This window comes from Peribacillus sp. NPDC056705, from assembly GCF_043656335.1.
In genome coordinates this window covers 58,333-80,620 of record NZ_JBHTYI010000017.1, presented here as the reverse complement: position 1 = coordinate 80,620, position 22,288 = coordinate 58,333, and the positions used below count along the sequence as shown (strand labels likewise).

Genomic DNA, 22,288 nt, shown 5'->3' with positions numbered 1-22,288 from the left:
TCTATAATTCATTTATATTGTTTTGTATATGAAATACTTAATATGGAAAAATTATGATTTGGCAGAATATATCGATGTATAATTCTTTATTTGTTTTCATTTGTAATATTCGTTATATTTGGTTTTATCAAGCTTTTCTATCGATACGTCAATTAAGCTAGGCTTCCAAATAGTTTTATATATGTAAATATGCTTTAATTGACACATATACACTATTCTAATTAAACATGAAGAGTAATGGTTAGAAGGGATGCAATTAGACAATTAGAAGGATGCCCGATTCATTATCTGAAAAAAGGGTAATAAAAGCGCTTGTTATCCAACAGTGTTTGGGAAACTAGGGGATACCTGCTTGGTCATTTGATGGGCTCGGCTATGCTCTCGATTCTACTAGCCGTTTTCCGGAAGTGGAAAAGGCATTGATCATATCTGATGTGACTTGTTGGGCAGCTGTTGTTAGAATGGATGAAAGTGAACGGAAATTTCTAAATGGATTATAATCCATCGAAACGTAAATCAGATGAACATGCAAAACAGAGACAGTGCACTACTGGAGCCTCTGTTTCTGTCTAGTTAAGTAAGCGAAACACATCTGGCCGAAGTGCTTCCCCAGGATAAAGTGGACATCCTATCTTCAATATCTGTTCCGACTTTGGTCTTGTGGTGAACTGATAGTGAGTCAAGAATTTTTTGGACATTGATTCCTAATTCCGGGTTTTTCATTGTTCGGGAAGTTCGGCCATTTATGTGATCAGCTGAATTCAGGTGTGTTCAATGATTATGGAACGGATTTTACAGACAAAGGTATGCATCCATTGGAAGTATGCATCAAAAACATTCACAAAATGAACTTCCAGAACTTCCAGAAAAAAATGTACATATACTGCAAGTTCTTCTTTCCAGGTATGAAGAAAGCTTTACTGAATGGGTTATGTTCAGGAGAAAATGAGATTTATTTACAACGGGGGGAATTCTCGAATGGCAAGCGAAGAAAAAGAGAAAGAGAAATATAGCGCTAATTCATTGGTTAGAGGATTGGAAATCATAAAGCTCTTTAATGAAGTACAGCCGAGTTTGTCTCTTTCAGAAATTGCAAAACAACTGGGAGTAAGCAGAACGGTACCATATCGTTTATTATTCACATTACAAAATATCGGTTATTTGTCTCAGGATGAACATACCAAACGTTATAGTTTAACCCCAAAGGTTCTTGAATTGGGATTCAGCTATTTGAATAGCTTGAAATTCCAGGAAATTGTCCAACCATATATGGAGAACTTGCGTGATGAAATCGGAGCCTCCTGCCATCTATCCATTTTGGATGGGCAGGAAGTTGTTTATGTTGGAAGTGCCCCAATCAGAGGGGTATCCGCTGTCAATGTAAATATAGGTTTACGGCTGCCGGCACATGCATTGGCCAATGGAAAATTACTTTTGGCATATCAACCGAAAGAAATGTTAATGCAAATGTTCAAAATTTCAAACCTGACACCTTATACAGACAAAACACTCACCGCGCCGGGTGAATTTCAAAAACAGCTGGATTCAATCCGGCAGAATGGTTATTCGATGACAAGCGGGGAATTCCACCCTGGCATCCGTTCTGTTGCCGCTCCGATTTTTGACCGGACTGGGAAAGTATTGGCTGCCTTGAATGTCGTGGCAACTGAGTCTGCTTACCAGGAGGATTTCATCGATAAAATTGCCTTGCCGAAACTTTTGGAAGTTTCTCGGCAGTTATCCGTTTATATGGGATATAGCGGGGTTAAGCCGTATCAGCACGAAGATGTCTGATCTTACCTGAGCCCCAATCTATTAATAAGTTAATAACCTTTTTCGAAAGTGTGGATCTCCCAATAGGGTATCCACACTTTTTTTTGTTTAATAAAAGCGGATATTAGATTATATCGTTACACGTTTATCCCGAAGCGCCAAGCGTTCGAATTATAAAAATAGTTTTAAATATTCTAAAAATTAATTGACATTGAAGCGGTTTCATTTTAGACTTAATTCATAGACAAAACATTGTTTTGCTTGTAAAACATAATACGTTTTAGTAACAACCAATAAGGGAGGAATTTTAAAATGACAAAAGAAGCTTTTTCAGTGAAGGATTTTGAAAAAAAATATGTTGCCCGATTGAAAGACCGTTCGCTTGATTGGGATGTCTTGAAGTTCCAGGAAGAAATCGATCCCGCTTATCGACGCGCACAGATGAGATATATCGGACGTGGTGCCACTGCCAATAACGATACCAATGTAATTGCAGGTGAACATTTCACTTTAAGTACAATGGTGCTGCCTCCGGGATGTATCGGTCCTTTGCACCTTCACGACGATGTTGAAGAAGTGTTTTTCATTCTAGAGGGTGAAGTCACGGCATTAATTCAAGAGGATAGCTACAGCGAAGTGCATGAAATTAAATTAAGTGCGAGAGATTGCATCAGTAGCCCACCAGGGGTTTATCGGGGAATTAGAAATGACGGGGATGTTGAGGCGCGCATGCTCGTGATGTTAGGGGCAGTGAAGCCTAACTTACCGAAATATCCTGAAGGCAGTGACCTGGAAGAACTGCGTAAACAGCGCGCTAAAGAAAGAGAAGCCATTATTAAAGACTGATTATTTAGCCGAAGAGGGCACCTGCATTATGAAAATTAATGAGGCGCCCTTTTCGATTAGATTGTTAAATATGGCCCATGCAATTTATCTAAAGGCCAATCTAAATTATGGGAGGTATAAAAAATGCTTGGGATTACTCATTTACGACATATAAGCATGATAACTCCGAATTTCGATGATCAAGCAGAATTTTATGAAAAGGTTTGGGGACTGGATAGAGTGGATGTTCCGGAAGAGGGGAATACGGTTTATTTCCGCGGGGCTGGACCGGAACATCATATTTTAAGCCTTCACAAGGGAGAAAAACGTGGTTTGCATCATATAGCTTTTGGCATGGTCGATAAAAATGCGGTGGATCGTGCAGCAGGGATATTACAGTCGAAGGGCGTTCGAATTATTGAACCGCCTGGATATTTGGATGAAGCAGGTGCCGGTTATGGCCTGCGGTTTATTGATCCGGAAAACCGCGTAATAGAGCTTTCGGCTTGGGTGGAAGTACAAACGTCTATATGGAGCAAGAAAAATGTTGATCCAGTGAAACTGAACCACGTTGTAATGAACACGAAGAACTTGGATATGATCGTTGAGTTTTACACGGATGTACTTGGGTTTAAAGTTACTGATTGGAGTGAGCACCAAATGTCATTCCTGCGATGTAACAGGAAACATCACTCCATTGCCTTCAATCAAGATGAGCATGCGTCAGTCAATCATATCGCATACGAGGTCGATTCCGTGGATGAACTGATGCGGGGAATAAGCAATGTGCGAAAAGCGGGCTTGTCAGAACTTTGGGGACCTGGACGTCATGGGCCTGGAGACAATATATTCTGTTATTTTCAAGACCCAGGCGGTTTTGTTATGGAGTATACATGTTATCTGGAAACAATCGAAGATGAATCGGAGTGGAGAGCACGTGTATGGAAACGGGTTCCGCATTTAATGGATCAATGGGGGATTGCAGGTCCGCCGAAGCCAGAAGCCCGCAAAGCAATGGGAGGAGATCCCGATCAAGGCTGGGTTGATTCTCAGATAGATGATTCAGTCATGGCGGAAAAATGAGGAAGATATTGATTTCCTCCCATTATTCTTGTGCGTAGTTAGGAAAAGCGTTTAAGGAAAATGGTTTAGAAAAGGAGTGACGAGAGTGGATTTAGGATTGCAAGGGAAAGTTGCTGTCATAATGGGCGGCACGTCGGGCGTGGGATTAAAAACAGCAGAAATGTTTCTGGCTGAGGGAGCGAAAGTGGCTATATGCGGCAGAAGTGCAGAGCGTATGGAGAGTGCACAAACACAATTGCTTTCATTTGGTGAAGAGGCTGATATTTTTGCATCAACATGTGATGTCACCTCAAAATCGGATGTGGATTCTTTCATTAATTGTACCGCTGAGAGGTTTGGCGGAATCGATATATTGGTGAATGCAGCCGGTCAAAGCGTGATGGGTCACTTTTTTGACATAACAGATGAGCAGTGGGAAGAACAGATTCAGTTAAAGTTCTTTGCCATCATATATGCCGTTCGTGCATCGCATCCTCATTTATTGAAAAGGGGAGGAGGGCGGATCATTAATATTAATGCAACGCTTGCTAAAGAACCTGAACGTCATATGGTAGCGACTGCAGCAGCAAGGGCTGGTCTCCTTAATTTAAGCAAAACCTTGTCCCAGGAATTGGCTTTTGACAATATATTGGTTAATTCAGTGAGTCTTGGATTGATCCGGACGGATCAATGGGAGCGAAGAAGATTGAAAAATGCGCCTGAAATGGACCCGGCAGAGTATTACGGAGACCTTGCGAAAAAACGGAACATTCCTCTTGGCCGCGTTGGTGAAGCGGAAGAAGTGGCCAGTGTCATCGTTTTCCTCGCTTCAGACAAAGCAAGTTATGTAGCGGGTTCGACGATTGAGACGGCAGGAGCGATCGGAAAGGCACTATAAATATATTACTAAAAAAGGTAGGATAACGTGATGAAAATACAAGAAGAACTAGAGTTTACGACCGCCGATTCCATCGTAAAGGAGCTTGTCCAAGCAGGAGTGGAAGCTGCTTTCGGGATTGTCAGTATTCACAATATGCCAATCTATGATGCAATTCTTAGAGAAGGGAGCATCAAACTCATTTGTTCACGCGGTGAGAGCGGTGCCGTAAATATGGCTGATGGATATGCCCGCGCCACAGGGAAATTGGGTGTAGTGATTACAAGTACCGGAACAGGGGCAGGAAATGCTGCTGGTTCACTAGTGGAAGCATGGGCAGCTGGTGTCCCCCTTCTTCATCTTACCGGTGAAGTGGCTTCTTCTTATCTTGGTACAGGCAAAGGATACATACATGAGTGTAAAGACCAGCTTTCAATGATGAGAGGAGCTTGTAAAAATGCAGTGAGGCTTATAAACCCTGACCAATCTGCAGCAGTGGTAAGGAAGGCGATCCAAGAAGCCTTAACTGCACCAACGGGTCCGGTTACATTGGAAATCCCGATTGACTTTCAATCGGCGATCATAGAAGATCTTTCACTCGAGGGGCTGCGGGCCTCAACATCTGAACCAAATTCATTGCCATTTATTCCTGAAAAAGCCGTGCAAAAAATCGTAGGCGCACGCCGTCCTGTAATATGGGCAGGTGGCGGAGTCATCAGTGCCAATGCATCGCAAGAGCTGCAAAAATTAGCGGAACTCCTTGGTGCAGCGGTTATAACAAGTCAGTCAGGAAAAGGATCGATTCCAGAAAACCACGAACAATGCATCGGACATTTTGCAGCATATGAAACAACAAAAGAGTTTTTAAGAAATGCAGATTTATTGATTAGCGTAGGTGTAAGGTTTAGGGGGAACGAAACATCCAACTGGAAAGTGCCGGTGCCACAAGAACATATAGCGATCGATGCGGATTTGCAGGCCATTAACAGGAACTATAAAGCCACGTTAGGATTGGTTGGTGATGCAAAAGATATGTTAGCTGCCATCATTCAAAAACTCGATGAACATTCAGTTCATGCGGAGCCTTCTTATTTACAAGAAGTTCTTTCGCTTAGAAATGAAGTGCGCGCTCAACTAAGGGAAACGCTTGGACCTTATGAGCAATTTGTGGATGGCATGAGGGAGATATTACCAGACGATACCATTCTGGTTCGAGATGTAACCGTACAGGCAAACGTTTGGGGCAGCCGTTTATTTGAAGTCTATGAACCGAGAACATCCATTCATGCATCAGGCGGCGGAATTGGTCAAGGTCTTCCAACAGCAATCGGTGCCCAAATGGGGTGTCCGGATAAAACCGTTGTTCTTATGGCTGGAGACGGTGGGTTTATGGTGAATGTCGGGGAAATGGTTACTGCAGCCGAAGAAAACTTACCAGTTATCATCGTATTGTTCGATGACTCAGGCTATGGGGTTCTTCGCAATATTCAAACAGCCGCATATGGTCGGCAGGTAGCCGTGGATTTATTGAGTCCTGATTTTGTGAAACTGGCTGAGTCCATGCATTTTGATGCTGTCCGTATTGGTTCTGGAGATGAATTCATATCCGAACTGAAAAAGGCAAAGGAAAGACGTAAACCCTCAATGATCGTTGTTGATATGGAAGCTGTGGGGCCTATGGCCAAGCCATTTGGCGGACCTCCGGGAGCTGCGGAAGCGTTCAAGCCCAAAAAACTATAAGGAGGATTGACAATGATTTCGACATACCCATTTGTTTCAGGAAAATACCTAGTTAATGGAGAATGGAAAGAATCGGCGGAAAAAGTCGATGTAGTAAATCCGGCATATACATCGGAAGTAGTTGGCCAGGTGGCGAAATGCTCTGAAGAAATCGTGAATGACGCGATTGAAGCGGCAGAAAATGCTTTTGAAACGTGGTCTCGCTCTGATATCGGGGAACGGGCCAAACGGATGAGCACTGCGGCAGAAGAACTCTCAAAAGTTATTGAGGAAAATGTTACAGTGTTTGTACGTGAAAATGGCAAAACACTTGTTGAAGCTAAAAAGGATTTACTGCGCTGTGTTGAAGTCATGAAGGGCTGTGCAGCAGAGTTACTTGATTGGTGGAAGCCTGAAGTGCTCCCTGGAAAACAAAAAGTCCAGATCCGAAGAAGGGCAAGAGGTGTCACCGCAATTATCACACCGTGGAACTCTCCAATGATATTAACCTTTAAACGGGTCATACCTGCTGTTTTGGCAGGCAATGCCGTTGTTGTAAAACCTGCAACGAATTGCCCGTTAACGATAATGTCCTGTTTAAAAGTAGTTGCTGAACATTTTCCTCCAGGGGTCATCAATATAATCTCGGGATCAGGAAAAGCGATCGGCGACAAACTATGTTCCGATTCACGCGTACGGACTTTGGCGTTTGTCGGAAGTACGGAAACCGGAAAAGATATCATGCAGAAATCAGCTGGAAATCTGCAAAAGGTATATATGGAACTTGGCGGAAATGATCCTGCCATCATTTTGGAAGATGCCAATATGGATGAAGCAGCCATCAAACGTTTGAGGATGGGGATATTACGAGCAGCGGGTCAGGTCTGTTCTGCAGTAAAAAGAGTGTACGTCCAAGAATCACGTTATGATGAGGTTGTGGAAAAGCTGACCAAAGAGTTTAGCCGGATGGTAATTGGTGATGGCATTCAGCCTGACGTGACAATGGGTCCATTGAATAATAAAGCACAATTTGACTTTGTGAATGGCTTGATCGAACGTACCGCAAAATCAGGAGGAAATATAATCACGACTGGCATCCAGCTGAATCCGGAAACTTGGGATAAAGGTTATTATATGCGTCCTTCCATTATTACAGGCGTCGATCAGCAGAGCGAATTAGTTCGGGTGGAGCAATTCGGACCCATCATTCCAATTTTACCTTTCAATGGTATTGATGAAGCTGTAAAATTATCCAATGATAGTGAGTTTGCCTTGCGTGCTTCTGTTTGGACCGAGAATGAAGATATCGCTGTCGAAATGGCAGATCGCCTTGAAGCTGGTGCTGTTTTCCAAAATAATCATACCGTTTTCAGCGACTTGGCTCTGGATTTCCCAGGATTAAAAGAAAGTGGTGTTTCCCGGGAAACAAGACATTGCGGGCTGGAATTTTTTGCGGACTCATACGGGTTTGCTGATTGAGGAAGGATGAAACTACATGAAATTAGGTTTAATCGGGTGCGGTAATATCGGTAAATTTCTGCTTCAGGCCATTAATAAGGACGGGCTTCTTCCAGGTGGGAAAATCGTTGCGATTTATGCCCGCCGTGAAGAAATCGCGGCACAACTAGCTGAAGAATTCAGGACTCAGCCATATAGTGATGTCGATGAACTCCTTCAATCCGATGTAGAATTAGTCATAGAGGCTGCAACGATCGAAGCAGCTGAAGAGTATGCATTGAAAGTGCTTAAAAGCGGGAAGGATCTCTTGCTGAGCAGCATTGGCGTGATGGCGAATCGTGCCTTTGAAGAACAATCAAATCAGATTTGCAAAATGAATAACGTGAATATTCTCCTTCCGTCTGGTGCGATTGGAGGTCTCGATGTACTTAAGTCAGCAAAGGCGGTGAATGGCCTTGAATCTGTTTGCATCACCACAAGAAAACCGCCAAACGCATTGCCTGCAGGTTCTACAGTGACAGAAGAAACGGTATTATTTGAAGGATCTGCTGCAGAAGCGATCAAACAGTTTCCGAGAAACATTAATGTTGCGATTGTGCTGTCCATGGCTGGTCTTGGATCTGAAAAGACGAAAGTGAAAATCATTGCCGATCCGAATGTGTTAAAAAACAATCACCTGATAGAAGCGTCAGGTTCGTTCGGGAAACTGAAATTGGAAGTGGAAAATGATCCGATGCCAAATAATCCGAAAACGAGTTATCTAGCGGCATTAAGTGTTTTGGCTACTCTGCAAAATAAGGAAAAGAGCGTTCAAATCGGGTAAAGACTTATGGTGCAAAGCTTGGAAGGGAGAGAAAAAGTATGCTTAAAACTGATAAATCCTTAGAAGAAATGTCGAAACAACAAGTTATTGACTATCTGAATGAAACGGTTAAACCAGAGGAAGGCGCTATACCTGCATACCTCCTTGGAGACCCAAAGGTTTATGATATAGAACATGAAAAAGTGTTTCTGAAAACATGGGTTTTTATCGGTCATGATTCTGAAGTACCCAACAAAGGAGACTTCATGACCCGTGAACTGGCTGGCTACTCGCTCATCATCACTCGTGATGGTGAAGGGGAAATCAGGGCGTTTTATAATATGTGCACACATCGCGGAATGAAACTATGCCGTGCAGATAAAGGAAACAAGTCATCATTTACGTGTCCCTACCATGGGTTTAATTTCAAAAACACTGGTGAGCTCGTAGGGGTGCCATTACAAAAGGACATATACGGGGGCAACCTTGACCGGTCGGAAATGGGCCTTCATAAAGTGAAGCTTGAATCCTATAAAGGTCTTTTATTTGGAACTTGGAATGAAGATGCAGAGCCGCTTGAAGAGTTTCTTGGAGACATTAAATGGTATTTGGATATACTCGTAGGTCGTGCAGAAATGGAAGTAATCGGGGTTCCGCAAAGATTCGTTGTCAATTCCAACTGGAAAGTTGGTTCCGATAACTTTGTTGGTGATTCCTATCACACGATGGTCACACACGGTTCCATTGCCAAACTGGGCATGGTTCCAAATGCTACCTATTCAAAGCGCGGTTTTCAAATCCATACAGATAACGGGCATGGACTGAACTTAGGGACACCTAACCCTGGATTCGCTTTCCCGGAAGAATTGAAAGAAGAATTTAAAACTAATTTGTCTGAAGAACAATATGGAGTGTTATCAAACTTAAAGAATATGATTGGGAACGTTTTCCCCAATTTATCATTTTTAATATCCCATACAAAAATCAAGGACCAATTCATCTCCAACACTTCAATTAGAATGTGGCGGCCAATCGGTCACAATAAAATGGAAGTGATCGCTTGGATGCTCGTGGAAAAGAACGCCTCCCAAGATTGGAAAGATAGATCAAGAGATTCATTTATATTGACCTTTAGCCCATCCGGTATTTTCGAACAGGATGATACGGAAGTGTTTACGGATATTACTGAAGCAGCCCAAGGCCCAATGCCTTTCCTAAAGAATTTAACCTACAATTATACAATGGGCCTTCATCGTGAACCAGTTGATTTTATAGGGCCGGGTGTTGCTTACGATGATAAATTCACTGAAGCGAGCCAAAGGAATTTTTACAAATACTGGCTAGAGTTAATGACGAAATGATAAGCGGGAGGGGGAACGGAAATGAATGTGGAGAAAATGTTGCTCAAATGTGAATTTGAACAGTGGCTGTATGATGAAGCTCAACTATTGGATGATATTGAATTTGATGACTGGTTCGATTTAATGCACTCGAGCTTGCGTTATCAAATGCCTGTACGTGTAAATAAAGAAGGTGTGGAACGCCCGGATTATTCAACGGAAATGTTTACATTTAATGATGATATTGAGCTGCTTAAACTGCGCGTGGATCGTTTGAAAACGGATTATGCTTGGGCGGAAATACCGCCGTCAAGAACACGGCGTTTTGTCTCTAATGTACGCGTTAAAGACTATGTTGAAGGTGAAAAGGCAGTTGTAAAGAGCTATTTGCTTATCTATCGAAGCCGCAGCACGGATATTCAACATGATTTGATTTCGGGGGAACGAAATGATGAATTCATTTTCGAAGAAGGTAAATGGAAACTTTCCAAACGGATATTCATTGTTGATCAATCAACGATAAATACCAGAAATCTTGCTATCTTCGTATAATATTGACTTGGATATAAATGAGATAACAAGGAGGCTGGTTTCAATGGCAATGGCGTTAAATGATAAAGTAGTGTTGATTACCGGGGGCAATTCAGGTATCGGAGAGGCTGTCACTAGACGTTTTATACAAGAAGGGGCAAAAGTCAGCATCATCGGCCGCTCGATAGAAACGCTAAAGAAAATGAAAGAGGAATTTGGTGAAGAGATTCTCATTAACCAAGGCGATGTAAGCAAATATGAAGACAATGAGAGGGCTGTACAGGCCACAGTCGAGCAATTTGGAAAGCTGGACGTTTTCGTTGCTAATGCAGGTGTCTTTGATGGATTTGCTAAATTTGCCGACGTAACTCCCGATGCACTTTCCGAAGCATATGATTTTCTGATCGATATTAACGTTAAAGGATCTTTTTTCGGTGCTAAAGCCGCTCTTGAAGAATTGCAAAAAACGAATGGCAATATTATTTTCACCGTATCCGGTGCCAGTTTTTATCCGGATGGCGGCGGGGTGTGGTACACAGCAAGCAAGCATGCCCAAATAGGATTGATGCGCCAACTTGCCTTTGAACTTGCTCCTAACATTAGGGTGAATGCTGTAGCGCCTGGCGGCACTCTGACAGCATTATCGGTCATTCCTCCCCTGCGTCCATTCGTTAAAATCGTGGATAATGAAACGAAGGCAAATAGCATTAAAAAAAGAAACCCTCTTCAGCTTGCACAGATGCCCGAAGATCATGTAGCTGCATATGTCCTGTTAGCATCGGACGCAGCGCGTGCAATTACCGGCGAAGTCATCTCCAGTGATGGAGGATTGTCAGTTCGCGGACTGGGTTGAGTTCATTTCAGAATAAACTATGGGAAGAAGGTTTATAAGTATGGCTGAATCACTATTGGGCAGTAGGAAGATTAATCAACTCGCATTTGTTGTAAAAGATATTGAGGCTGCTAATCTAGCTTTCACAAGACTGCTGGGCATAAAGAAGGCAGAACCATTTCTAACCGGTGACAGTTCTGTTTCGAAAGTCACTTTTAGAGGTGTACCAACGGGATCACAATCCAAACTGGCTTTTCTGAATACACCAACCGTCCAATTCGAACTTATACAACCCGATAAAAATCCAGGAACGATGCGAGAGTTCCTGGATGAAGTAGGTGAGGGGATTCACCATATAGCGTTTGATGTAGACTCTATCCAAAAGAGGCTGCCAATCATGGGGAATAGCGGCTACCCAGCTTTGCAAACAGGTGAATTCACTTCAAGTGACGGCCGATATGTATATGTGGATACACTGGATGATCACAAATCATTAGTTGAACTGCTTGAAAGTGCAGAGCCAAGAAAAACGGCATGGGAGAGGCCAGAAGATGCAAGCGTTCAGCCGCTATTAGGGACCAACAAAGTGGAACAGCTAGCCTTAGTTGTAAAAGACCTGGATGCGGCTGCAGAGGCATATTGTAAGTTATTAGGTATTGAAAAACCTCCCATCATTCATTCTGGTTCAACCGATATTACAAACGTGATATACAAAGGGAAGCCCACTGAAGGGAAATCAAAATATATGTTCATCGATACCCCGTTAATTCAAATTGAATTGATCGAGCCGGGTGAATCACCTAGTACGTGGAAAGATCATCTTGAAACATATGGTGAGGGTGTTCACCATATCTCTTTTGTCGTTAAAGACATGGAGGATAAGATGAAGATGTTAGAGGAAATGGGCTATCCGGTCATACAGACAGGTAACTTTTTTAACGGAAAAGGCCGATATGCCTATATGGATACCACATCGGCCTATAAAGTCATTATTGAATTGTTAGAACGTTTTGATGAGTAAACATGTAACGATGGATCAATCAAAAGGTTTCAGCAGAGCACTTGTCAAGAAATAACGAACTCCAGTGGTCATTAAATCGAAAACCTAGCCATTTTCCCTCCTATTCAGCTGATTAACTTACTGTACTAGTGAAACAGTAAAAGCATATACAAGGCAATGGGCAGGAAGGGGACTTCAACCATGGCCTTGTACGGTTGGCATAATAGTGGAAAAATATGACGAATAATTCAGAATATTAACGTTATTAAAAGTGGTTATTGGCTTGGAAATTTTTTAAGCTAAGGTGTATACATGTATGCAGGTGTGGGTGTTCTTTTTTCAAAGGAGCCAAAGGTTATAAAAAATTGTACGATCGGGGGGCAAAGAGAAATGGAGATATCCGGAAAAATAAACTTGGTAATTTGATTGTGATACATGTTTTATGTAATCAAGATAATAATCATAGTTTTTTTGGATATGGATCGTGTTGACCTTTATTGCTTTTTCTACATCTTTGTCACGAATGGCATGGATTAGCTGTAAGTGCTCATTGTTCCGTTCCTCATACCAAGATTTATCAACCATTGTAACATCTTCATTACGGGCCGATAAAAAGGAAATTCGAAAAGATAGCCATAACGAATCCGTAGTTTTTTGGAGAAAGGAATTTCTCGAGTAGGAATAAAATAAGCGGTGAAATTCAATGTTTGCTCGACTTGCCGCTATTCGGTCATTACTATTAATTGCTTGTTGCAGTTTATCCGTTGCCCATTCCAGTTTTTTTAATTCCTCCTCCGTAATTCCTTCACAAGCTTTTTGTATCGAATAGTTTTCGAGCATTTTCCTGATTTCCAATTCCTGCTGTAAAAGTTCAATATCCACATTGGATATGACTATCCCTATACCAGGTTTCACCTGAAGCAAATTTTCCTGTTCCAATTTCCTCAAAGCTTCACGAACCGGTGTACGGCTACAATTGAATTGTTGAGCGATATCATCTTCCGTTAAACGGTCTCCAGGCAAAAAAATCCCTTCAATGATCGCATTTTTTATAACAAAAAATATAGCTTCCCTTAAGGGCTTAGAAGAATAATGTTCTATTTGTTCTGTAATATATTGATAGTGATTGGTTTCCATGGTGCTCCTTTCTACAACCCAATTATATACAAGTATATTTATTTTATCTTAAAAAACGATTGAAGTCATTGCAATGCTTCAGACTTTTAATTATTTATATTATTCAATGGGGAGGGTCCGTTTCTGTTTTGGCATAACAAATGATTTAGAGTTTTGGTTCATATAAAATTGTGGTTTAAATGATCTATGAAAAAATTATAACCAAACACGCTCACAAGGCTATCTTTCCTTATTGGCAAGGCATAAAATTCAGGGAAGCCCCACCCATCCTGAAACTGGGGAACTGCCTGATAATATTAGGGGAAACAAGGGTGTCATAGAATAAGCGGAAGCAAACTTACAGTAAAAATCGGTTTTGATATGTGTCACCTTGCCGCGGTGATTGTTGTATATGGAGAATTCTATCCTGCTAGAAGTGCATTGAAGTTGCTCGATTACCTAAAGATGCTATGATGGAAAAGGAGCGTTTGCTATTATTTATTATCTAAAGTAAAGAGAACATCAGATTGATTTTCTTTTTGTCTTTGTACAACAGAGAATACAGGAGGAGTTTTTAAATGAATTTAGCACAATTTCCCAGAAAGCGATATACACCAACATATACACCGATTGAAAGATTAGATCATTTTTCTGAAGTTCTTGGGGGCCCATCCATTTATGTTAAACGAGATGATATGCTTGGTTTGACGGCTGGGGGAAATAAAACAAGAAAACTGGAATTCCTTGTTGCCGATGCATTGGAAAAAGGCGCGGATACGTTGATTACATGTGGAGGCATTCAATCCAATCATTGCCGCTTAACATTAGCGGCAGCGGTTAAAGAGAAAATGAAATGCATCCTTGTGTTGGAAGAGGGACTTTCAAAAAATTCAGAGCCGGATTTTAACGGCAACTATTTTCTCTATCATTTGTTGGGGGCTGACCAAATTATAGTTGTCCCTAATGGAGCGGACTTAATGCAGGAAATGCAGAAAATAGCTAAAGAGGTAACAGAGAATGGACATAGCCCGTACATCATTCCGGTTGGGGGCTCGAATGTCATTGGTGCAACGGGATATGTGGCTTGTGCACAGGAGATCTTGGCACAGTCCTTTGACCAAGGAATTGATTTGAAAGCAGTTGTTTGTGTAAGCGGCAGCGGAGGAATGCATGCTGGTTTGGCCGCAGGATTTCATGGAAATCAAAGTGGAATATCTGTGATTGGGATAAATGTAAGCAGAGGAAAAGCTGAACAAGAAGAGAAAGTTCATCAGCTAGTTAAAGAAACGTTAGCACACATCGGGATTCCACATTCAATTCCTCGTGAGGATATTACGTGTTTTGATGGGTATGTCGGACCGGGTTATGCTTTGCCTACACCTGAAATGGTGGAAGCAGTCAAGCTAATGGCAAGAACGGAAGGGATTTTGCTGGATCCTGTATATACGGGTAAAGCGGCAGCGGGACTCATCGATTTAATACAAAAAGGCACCTTTAAGCCTGAGGATAACATTCTATTTGTTCACTCTGGCGGTGCTTCATCGTTATACGCCAATACTTCTCTCTTTAATGGATAAAATCTTGAGAAATTCGTTAAGAAATTTCTCACTGTTATTTTATGTGTGTTTCATAATATATAATGTACTTTGAGTAAATAATTATCTAACGAAATAGGGGAGGCATTATATGTATATTTCAATTTCGGATTTTATTAAAGAATGGAATAAAGAAGCCATACTGACTCAAAATGTTTTGGATGGTTTGACTGATGATTCATTAGATCAACAAGTTTATCCCGAAGGTCGCACTTTAGGAAGAATTGCATGGCATTTCACCACGAATATTCCAGATTATCTAGCCCATTTCGGGTTAAAGATAGAACGGATAGAAAGTTCGGAAAACGTTCCATCTTCAGCCCGGGAAATTGCCATCACTTTTAAAAATGTCAGTTCTCACGCAGCAAAAATCATTGAACAGCAATGGACAGACGAATCCCTGGAACAAATACAAGAAGCGTTTGGAAGACAGGAAACAAATGCTTCCATCCTTATGGGGCTAATCAAGCATATTGTTCATCATCGCGGACAAGTTACGGTTCTGATGCGACAAGCAGGAATAAAACCTTCTGGGGTTTATGGGCCGCCAAAAGAAGATTGGATTCATCTAGGTGTGCAAAATCCACCGCTTTAAAACATGTGCTGCCTTATAGAGTTAGAGCAACAGACAGGCTCTAAATTTTATAAATATCCCAATTTCTCATTTATATCACTGAGAGATTGGGATATTTAATTTTTGCTTTCTTTTCCTTATAATTAATTCAGCATAGATAGACGAGCAATTAAAACCCCATGAAATCGGTAAGGGTAAAGAGACGAGAAGAATTACAAATATTCTATGGAATCTTAAAAACGTTGTTATCACAAATATTGGTGTAGATGATTTTAATTATTTTCAGAAAAGAACGATATACTGAAATAAAATATCGATAAAGTCCTGTCTCTGATTAAAAAAGGGGAGATTACTGGATTTCTTAATTTTGCTAAATTGTAATAAGCTGGGAGTTGAACGGTGTTAATGGGTAACGCCCATGATACAATCTGGTTAATAACAGTAATGAATAGGGAGAGGAGCTTTAATAAGTGCTCAAAAATAGAAAAGTGATCGTAACAGGCGCAGCTTCTGGAATAGGAAAAGAAATAGTGAAACAATGCTTATTAGAGGGGGCTTCAGTACTTGCATGCGATACTAATGAACATTCTTTAAATGATTTAATGCTGTCACTGGACAATCGATATCCCCTGCATACATATCAGTTAGATGTAAGTGATCATGAAGAGGTGGTTGAATTTTTTGTATATGTTGAAGCAGAACATGCTGATGTAGATTGTTTAGTAAATAATGCTGGAATTTATTTGGCGAAAAATATACTGGATTATCAAGTAAATGAAATTGATAAAGTCCTGGATATAAACGTTAAAGGGTTTATTTATCTCTCACAAATGTTCGGTAAAAGATTGTTCCAAAGCCAAAGTGAGGGAGTCATCGTTAATATGTCTTCAGTGTCAGGAATAGAGGGCAGTTCAGATGCAATCTATGGGTTATCAAAAGCTGCCATATTAGGTTTAACGAAAAGCTGTGCCATGAATTTTTCACCATATATCCGAGTTAATGCTGTTGCCCCAACGATGGTTAATACTCCCATGATGGGTACCATACCTGAATGGAGAAAAGAGGAGTATGTAAGTCACCAACTTATCCAAACACCTGTCCTGCCTGGAGATGTGGCCGATACTGTTGTCTTCTTATTATCAGATAAAGCCAAGCATTATACAGGCGCAACGTTTGATATTAATAATGGGGGGTATCTAAGATAGTTCTGTTTCCTTGTTCGTTGCCCTTTGTAGTAGTTTTAAATTGATTTTATCATGTATAAAATTAGTTCTAAACACATACAGCATTAATAAGCGAGCATGCTTCTCAATGATTATCCTATCGGCTTTGCTTTCATAGGCCATTTTTTGTTTAATTCAGTTATGAAAGTTTTGACATTCTTTTTATCTTCCATAATTGGGGAATAGACGTACGAAAGTGTTCTGTTAAAGGATTCATTTTTCACCTGGATAATAGAAAGGATTTTATTTTGTACATCCCTTTCAATTACACTTCGGGATAGAAGGGCCAGCCCTGCGCCGTTTTTTATAAGTGTTTCTTTAATTCCTTGATTACTGCTTATCGTGAGTATCGACTTAATTTTCAATCCATTTGAACGTATGACGTGATTAAGGTATTCACGTGTCCCAGATCCAACTTCCCTTGTTACCCACGCTTGGTCATGTAAATCAGTAATCCCGACTTCGTCTTGATTAGCGAGTTCATGATTGTTAGAAGACACAATGAATAGCTCATCTTGCATGAATGGGTGAACAGAAAGCTCTTTTTCATTAGTTTGACCTTCGATTAAACCAATATCCACTTTGTATAGCCGAACGGCTTGGACGATTTCTTCCGTGTTACCGATTACGACTTGAAGTTCAAGTTCAGGATAGTCCTCTTGAAGGTCGATGAGTAAAGAAGGGAGGATATACTCTCCTATTGTAAAACTTGCTCCGATCTTCAATTCGCCCTTGATGGACCTATCGTGTTCCTGAATGTCTTGTCTGGTCTGTTCATAAATTGTGATCATTTGCTTGGCCCGGTCGTAAAGAATTTCTCCCGTTAAGGTGACTTTCAGGAATTTAGGAGAACGGAGAAATAATTTGGTTTGGAACTCTTCTTCCAATTTTTTTATATGCAAACTAACACTTGGTTGCGACATAAGAAGCATTTCTGCTGTTTTAGTAAAATTCTTGACTTCCACTAGGGTCACAAATGTTTTTAGAGCATCATAGTACATAGAAATTTCTCCTTATTATTAATATTCTTAATAGTTACAATAAATTATATATATTTTACTAATGATGAGCCTTCCAGTAAAGTTTTAATGAGAAACTTATTTTAGGAAGAGTATAAGCTGGGGAAGGTTAATGTCCTTTATAACCTTATTTTTTATTTGTAGCGTGCTATGAACCTATAATGTCTGTATTTTAATTTTTTTTGGAGTTAAAACCGACTTCGTCTATAGGAGTAAACGAATTAATTATTTTATGGATGGAAATAAAAATGTTTAACCCACTCGTTATACCTAAGAATCAACTAAGATAAGTTAATATCCCTTTGTGAGGTGGAAATCGTGCAACTTCAGGTAAGTAACAGTCCCTTTAACCATGAGCAGGCAGAGCTCCTTAACAGCCTCCTGCCTAGTTTGACAGAAACACAAAAAGTTTGGTTGAGCGGTTATCTGGCTGCATCTTTGTCAGTTTCGAATATGAGTTCAGCCGACGCTCCGGTATTGGAGGCTCAAAGCAGCGGAAAGACAGTATCAAAAGAGGTGACCATTCTTTATGGTTCACAGTCGGGCAATGCTCAAGGGCTGGCAGAAAATGCGGCGAGTAAGCTTGAGGGTAATGGCTTTCAGGTTACCATTTCATCCATGAGTGACTTTAAATTCAACAATTTGAAAAAAGTCCAAAATCTCCTCATTTCCGTTAGCACGCATGGAGAAGGTGATCCGCCGGATAATACATTGTCTTTCCATGAGTATCTTCATGGCAGGAGGGCTCCGAGCCTCGAAGGTCTCCGCTTTTCAGTATTGGCGCTTGGGGATAGTTCATATGAGTTTTTCTGTGAAACGGGAAAACAATTCGATAAACGCTTGGAGGAACTGGGCGGGACACGGTTATTTCCGCGAATGGACTGCGACCTTGATTATGATGAGCCTGCTTCCGAATGGCTGGAAGGAGTCATTTCTAGTTTAAATGAAGGGCAAGGCAGTTCAGTTGCTGCAGTTCCTGCAACGGTGGCTTCAGTAGGTGAACAAACGTATTCGAGAACAAATCCGTTTAAAGCGGAAGTGCTTGAAAATATAAACTTGAACGGTCGTGGCTCCAATAAAGAGACACATCATCTCGAGTTATCTCTTGAAGGCTCTGGTCTTGCATTCGAACCTGGAGACAGCCTTGGTATTTATCCGAAAAATGATTCGGATTTAGTGGATATGCTTCTTAAGGAACTCAATTGGGACCCAGAAGAAATCGTGAAGGTCAATAAACAGGGAGAAGTTCGTCAGCTTAGGGAATCGCTCATCTCCAATTTTGAAATTACGGTTTTGACAAAATCCCTCATTGAACAAGCGGCCCAGCTTTCAGATAACGAAGATTTAAAAGAGCTTTTAGTGCCTGGTAATGAAGAAAGATTAAAAGAATATCGTGAAGGCCGTGATTTGCTGGATTTTGTCCGTGATTTTGGCTCGTGGGGTGAATCGGCGCAAGAATTCGTATCAATCCTCCGGAAAATTCCAGCCCGCCTATATTCAATTGCGAGTAGCTTATCCGCATATCCGGATGAAGTGCATTTGACAATCGGGGCTGTCCGGTATGAAAGTCACGGACGAGAAAGGAACGGTGTCTGCTCCATTTTATGTGCAGACCGATTACAGCCTGGTGACATGCTGCCTGTTTACATTCAGCATAACCAGAATTTCAAGCAGCCGAAGAACCCAGACACTCCAATAATCATGATTGGACCGGGAACGGGTATAGCTCCGTTCAGATCCTTTATCCAGGATCGCGAAGAATCGGAAGCGAAAGGGAAAACGTGGCTCTTTTTCGGCGATCAGCATTTCGTGACGGATTTCCTTTATCAGACTGAATGGCAAAAGTGGTTGGAAACAGGAGTACTTTCGAAAATGGATGTTGCCTTTTCACGTGATACTGATGAAAAAGTGTATGTTCAAAACCGGATGCGCGAGCACAGCGGGGAATTATACGAATGGCTTCAAGAAGGGGCAGCATTATACATTTGCGGTGATGAGAAAAACATGGCACATGACGTCCATAATACGCTTATTGAGATCATTGAAAAAGAAGGCAATATGAGCCATGCTGATGCGCAAGCTTATCTTGAAGAATTGCAACAAAATAAACGCTATCAACGTGATGTGTACTGACAATTTGGAGGAAAAGGAGATAACAACATGGTGAACCCACTATTGAAAGCACCAGAAGGCCCGCCTAGTGATGTTGAGCAAATTAAAGACAAAAGCGATTATTTGCGAGGTACACTTGGAAAAGTGATGCAGGATCGGATTAGTGCCGGTATTCCGGATGATGACAATCGACTAATGAAACATCACGGCAGTTATTTGCAGGATGACCGGGATCTGCGCAATGAGCGTCAGAAACAAAAACTGGAGCCTGCCTATCAGTTTATGTTGCGTGTCCGCATGCCCGGAGGGGTGGCACAGCCTTCTCAATGGCTTGTTATGGATGACCTTGCTCAAAAATACGGTAACGGGACCTTGAAACTGACCACAAGACAAACATTTCAAATGCACGGTATTTTGAAATGGAATATGAAAAAAACCATTCAGGAAATTCATGCTTCCATGCTGGATACCATCGCTGCATGCGGAGATGTAAACCGGAACGTAATGTGCAATTCGATTCCATTTCAATCCGAAATCCATTCCGAAGTATATGAATGGTCGAAAAAATTGAGTGATTACCTCTTGCCACGTACAAGGGCGTACCATGAAATCTGGCTGGATGAAGAAAAAGTGGTCGGTACTTCTGAATTGGAGGAGGTCGAACCAATGTACGGAAAGCTTTATTTGCCAAGGAAGTTTAAAATCGGCATTGCGGTACCTCCATCCAATGATATTGATGTCTACTCCCAGGATCTTGGCTTCATAGCCATTGTTGAAAATGGAAAACTCATTGGTTTTAATGTGGCGATCGGCGGCGGTATGGGAATGACCCATGGTGACAAGGCGACATATCCCCAACTAGCCAAGGTAATCGGCTTTTGCAACCCAGATCAAATACTGGATGTCGCTGAAAAAGTCATTACGATTCAGCGTGATTATGGAAACCGTTCCGTACGGAAAAATGCACGGTTCAAGTATACGGTTGACCGGCTTGGGCTCGAAACGGTAAAGGCTGAATTGGAAAATCGTCTAGAATGGAAGTTGGATGAAGCGAGAACTTATCATTTTGATAATAATGGTGACCGCTATGGATGGGTAAGAGGCATGAAAGGAAAATGGCATTTTACACTATTTGTCGAAGGTGGCCGAATTGCCGATTCCAATGATTACAAGCTGATGACCGGTTTGCGTGAAATCGCAAAGGTCCATACGGGTGATTTCCGTTTGACGGCCAATCAAAACCTAATCATTGCAGATGTATCAAGTCAGAAAAAGAAAAAAATCATGGAATTGCTTGAAACATACGGTTTAACGGATGGTGCACATCATTCGGCGCTCCGACGCAGCTCGATTGCATGCGTGGCACTTCCAACATGCGGGTTGGCAATGGCCGAAGCAGAGCGCTATTTGCCGGTTCTGCTTGATAAAGTCGAGGCCATCGTAGATGAAAACGGGCTGAAAAACGAAGAAATTACGATACGCATGACCGGTTGCCCGAATGGCTGTGCCCGGCATGCACTCGGGGAAATAGGTTTTATCGGTAAGGCACCTGGCAAATATAATATGTATCTCGGTGCTGCATTCGACGGAAGCCGATTAAGCAAAATGTACCGTGAAAACATCGGTGAAGAAGAGATATTGAAAGAGTTGCGTGTACTACTATCCCGATATGCAAAAGAACGTCAGCAAGGAGAGCATTTCGGTGACTTTGTCATCAATGCGGGCATCGTTAAAGAAGTGACGGATGGAATGAATTTTCATGATTGATTAAATACAGCGAGAGACAGGTATATTTTCCTGTCTCTTTTTGTTCAAAAGTTTTCCGGAGTGCAATGATAAGAATGATGACTAAGCCTGGAACACCGGTATTGAAACATGATCATTCACTCTCATTGTTCATTTTTTGACTTGCTGATATTTTTATAGGCTACCTCTGCTTCAATCTCAATAAGATAATCCGGCGAAACCAGACTTTGCACCCCTACTGTGGAACGAGCGGTTTTTACTGGATTTTCCTTTGAATTAAAGAACAGGGCATAGGCATCAAACCAACCTTGATAATCTGGTTTATCTCCATGATTTGGATCTGGAGCGACATACACACGCAGATGGATAGCATCAGCGAGGGAAAGCCTTTTAGTTTTCAAATCTGCTTTTAATGTTTCCAAGATTCCGATTGCCTGCCTTTCTGTATTTCTATACCTCTCCAGAGGAGGGACTGTTCCACTAAACAATAACCGGTTATAATTTTGAGGTACATCAACTGAACTGGAAATCGCAGAAGGCGGGGAGCCAAAGAAGGTCACTTTATCTGAGTACAATTCATTTTTATCGTTACCTGCGGAAGCAAAGCAAAAGAGATTCCTGTGATTGAAGTAGCAATGACTGAAATTTCATATTTTTTTTAAAAAGTTTGCTCCTTTTCGAAAA

General features: G+C 41.4%; 19 protein-coding genes. 16 read left to right on the top strand and 3 right to left on the bottom strand.

Annotated elements, in window-relative coordinates:
- Positions 1–978 precede the first annotated feature (978 nt).
- The 11 genes from ACFRAK_RS18695 (at position 979) to ACFRAK_RS18645 (ending at position 12,240) form a co-directional block, all read left to right on the top strand.
- Positions 979–1,794 (top strand): IclR family transcriptional regulator, encoded by an 816-nt coding sequence (locus ACFRAK_RS18695; RefSeq protein ID WP_076371338.1) that lies wholly within the window; start codon positions 979–981, stop codon positions 1,792–1,794.
- Between the two features lie 291 nt (positions 1,795–2,085).
- Entirely contained in the window at positions 2,086–2,619 is a 534-nt protein-coding gene (locus tag ACFRAK_RS18690; protein WP_394572229.1) for a cupin domain-containing protein, read from the top strand.
- A gap of 123 nt (positions 2,620–2,742) precedes the next feature.
- On the top strand, positions 2,743–3,681 hold the full coding sequence (locus ACFRAK_RS18685) for a VOC family protein (RefSeq protein WP_387707301.1): 939 nt from the start codon (positions 2,743–2,745) through the stop codon (positions 3,679–3,681).
- A gap of 85 nt (positions 3,682–3,766) precedes the next feature.
- Complete coding sequence (locus tag ACFRAK_RS18680) at positions 3,767–4,558, top strand: SDR family oxidoreductase (protein WP_387595997.1); 792 nt, start codon at positions 3,767–3,769, stop codon at positions 4,556–4,558.
- A 30-nt stretch (positions 4,559–4,588) separates the two neighbouring features.
- A complete protein-coding gene (locus ACFRAK_RS18675) occupies positions 4,589–6,277 on the top strand; it encodes a thiamine pyrophosphate-binding protein (protein WP_387707305.1) in 1,689 nt (562 codons plus the stop codon).
- 12 nt (positions 6,278–6,289) lie between these two features.
- Complete coding sequence (locus ACFRAK_RS18670) at positions 6,290–7,735, top strand: aldehyde dehydrogenase family protein (RefSeq protein WP_394572228.1); 1,446 nt, start codon at positions 6,290–6,292, stop codon at positions 7,733–7,735.
- 16 nt (positions 7,736–7,751) lie between these two features.
- Positions 7,752–8,537 carry an aspartate dehydrogenase gene (gene nadX, locus ACFRAK_RS18665; RefSeq protein ID WP_260285044.1) on the top strand — a complete coding sequence of 262 codons (786 nt, stop codon included), beginning with the start codon at positions 7,752–7,754 and terminating at the stop codon, positions 8,535–8,537.
- A gap of 38 nt (positions 8,538–8,575) precedes the next feature.
- Positions 8,576–9,877, top strand: coding sequence for an aromatic ring-hydroxylating oxygenase subunit alpha (locus ACFRAK_RS18660; RefSeq protein ID WP_387707297.1), 1,302 nt, complete (start codon positions 8,576–8,578; stop codon positions 9,875–9,877).
- 21 nt (positions 9,878–9,898) lie between these two features.
- Positions 9,899–10,408, top strand: coding sequence for an aromatic-ring-hydroxylating dioxygenase subunit beta (locus ACFRAK_RS18655; RefSeq protein ID WP_076371322.1), 510 nt, complete (start codon positions 9,899–9,901; stop codon positions 10,406–10,408).
- Positions 10,409–10,451: 43 nt separating this feature from the next.
- On the top strand, positions 10,452–11,240 hold the full coding sequence (locus tag ACFRAK_RS18650; RefSeq protein WP_387596008.1) for an SDR family NAD(P)-dependent oxidoreductase: 789 nt from the start codon (positions 10,452–10,454) through the stop codon (positions 11,238–11,240).
- A 40-nt stretch (positions 11,241–11,280) separates the two neighbouring features.
- On the top strand, positions 11,281–12,240 hold the full coding sequence (locus tag ACFRAK_RS18645) for a VOC family protein (protein WP_394572227.1): 960 nt from the start codon (positions 11,281–11,283) through the stop codon (positions 12,238–12,240).
- 318 nt (positions 12,241–12,558) lie between these two features.
- On the opposite strand, the gene ACFRAK_RS18640 is transcribed toward ACFRAK_RS18645, so the two are convergent.
- Entirely contained in the window at positions 12,559–13,356 is a 798-nt protein-coding gene (locus tag ACFRAK_RS18640) for a GntR family transcriptional regulator (RefSeq protein ID WP_394572226.1), read from the bottom strand.
- A gap of 557 nt (positions 13,357–13,913) precedes the next feature.
- Here ACFRAK_RS18640 and cuyA point away from each other — a divergent pair.
- The 3 genes from cuyA to ACFRAK_RS18625 all read left to right on the top strand — a co-directional run bounded on the left by cuyA (position 13,914) and on the right by ACFRAK_RS18625 (position 16,709).
- A complete protein-coding gene (gene cuyA, locus ACFRAK_RS18635; RefSeq protein WP_394572225.1) occupies positions 13,914–14,912 on the top strand; it encodes a D-cysteate sulfo-lyase in 999 nt (332 codons plus the stop codon).
- 109 nt (positions 14,913–15,021) lie between these two features.
- Entirely contained in the window at positions 15,022–15,525 is a 504-nt protein-coding gene (locus ACFRAK_RS18630; protein ID WP_387598243.1) for a DinB family protein, read from the top strand.
- Between the two features lie 449 nt (positions 15,526–15,974).
- The gene (locus tag ACFRAK_RS18625; protein ID WP_394572224.1) at positions 15,975–16,709 is read left to right on the top strand and encodes an SDR family NAD(P)-dependent oxidoreductase; all 735 of its coding nucleotides are present in this window, start codon (positions 15,975–15,977) and stop codon (positions 16,707–16,709) included.
- A 110-nt stretch (positions 16,710–16,819) separates the two neighbouring features.
- Here the strand turns inward: ACFRAK_RS18625 and ACFRAK_RS18620 are convergent, their stop codons facing one another.
- Complete coding sequence (locus tag ACFRAK_RS18620) at positions 16,820–17,728, bottom strand: LysR family transcriptional regulator (RefSeq protein WP_387598249.1); 909 nt, start codon at positions 17,726–17,728, stop codon at positions 16,820–16,822.
- Between the two features lie 336 nt (positions 17,729–18,064).
- Between ACFRAK_RS18620 and ACFRAK_RS18615 the strand changes: the two genes are divergently transcribed.
- Both ACFRAK_RS18615 and cysI read left to right on the top strand, forming a co-directional pair.
- Positions 18,065–19,879 carry an assimilatory sulfite reductase (NADPH) flavoprotein subunit gene (locus ACFRAK_RS18615; RefSeq protein ID WP_394572223.1) on the top strand — a complete coding sequence of 605 codons (1,815 nt, stop codon included), beginning with the start codon at positions 18,065–18,067 and terminating at the stop codon, positions 19,877–19,879.
- 27 nt (positions 19,880–19,906) lie between these two features.
- A complete protein-coding gene (gene cysI, locus ACFRAK_RS18610) occupies positions 19,907–21,625 on the top strand; it encodes an assimilatory sulfite reductase (NADPH) hemoprotein subunit (protein WP_394572222.1) in 1,719 nt (572 codons plus the stop codon).
- A 122-nt stretch (positions 21,626–21,747) separates the two neighbouring features.
- On the opposite strand, the gene ACFRAK_RS18605 is transcribed toward cysI, so the two are convergent.
- A complete protein-coding gene (locus tag ACFRAK_RS18605; protein ID WP_394572233.1) occupies positions 21,748–22,164 on the bottom strand; it encodes a Rid family hydrolase in 417 nt (138 codons plus the stop codon).
- Between the last annotated feature and the right edge of the window lie 124 nt (positions 22,165–22,288).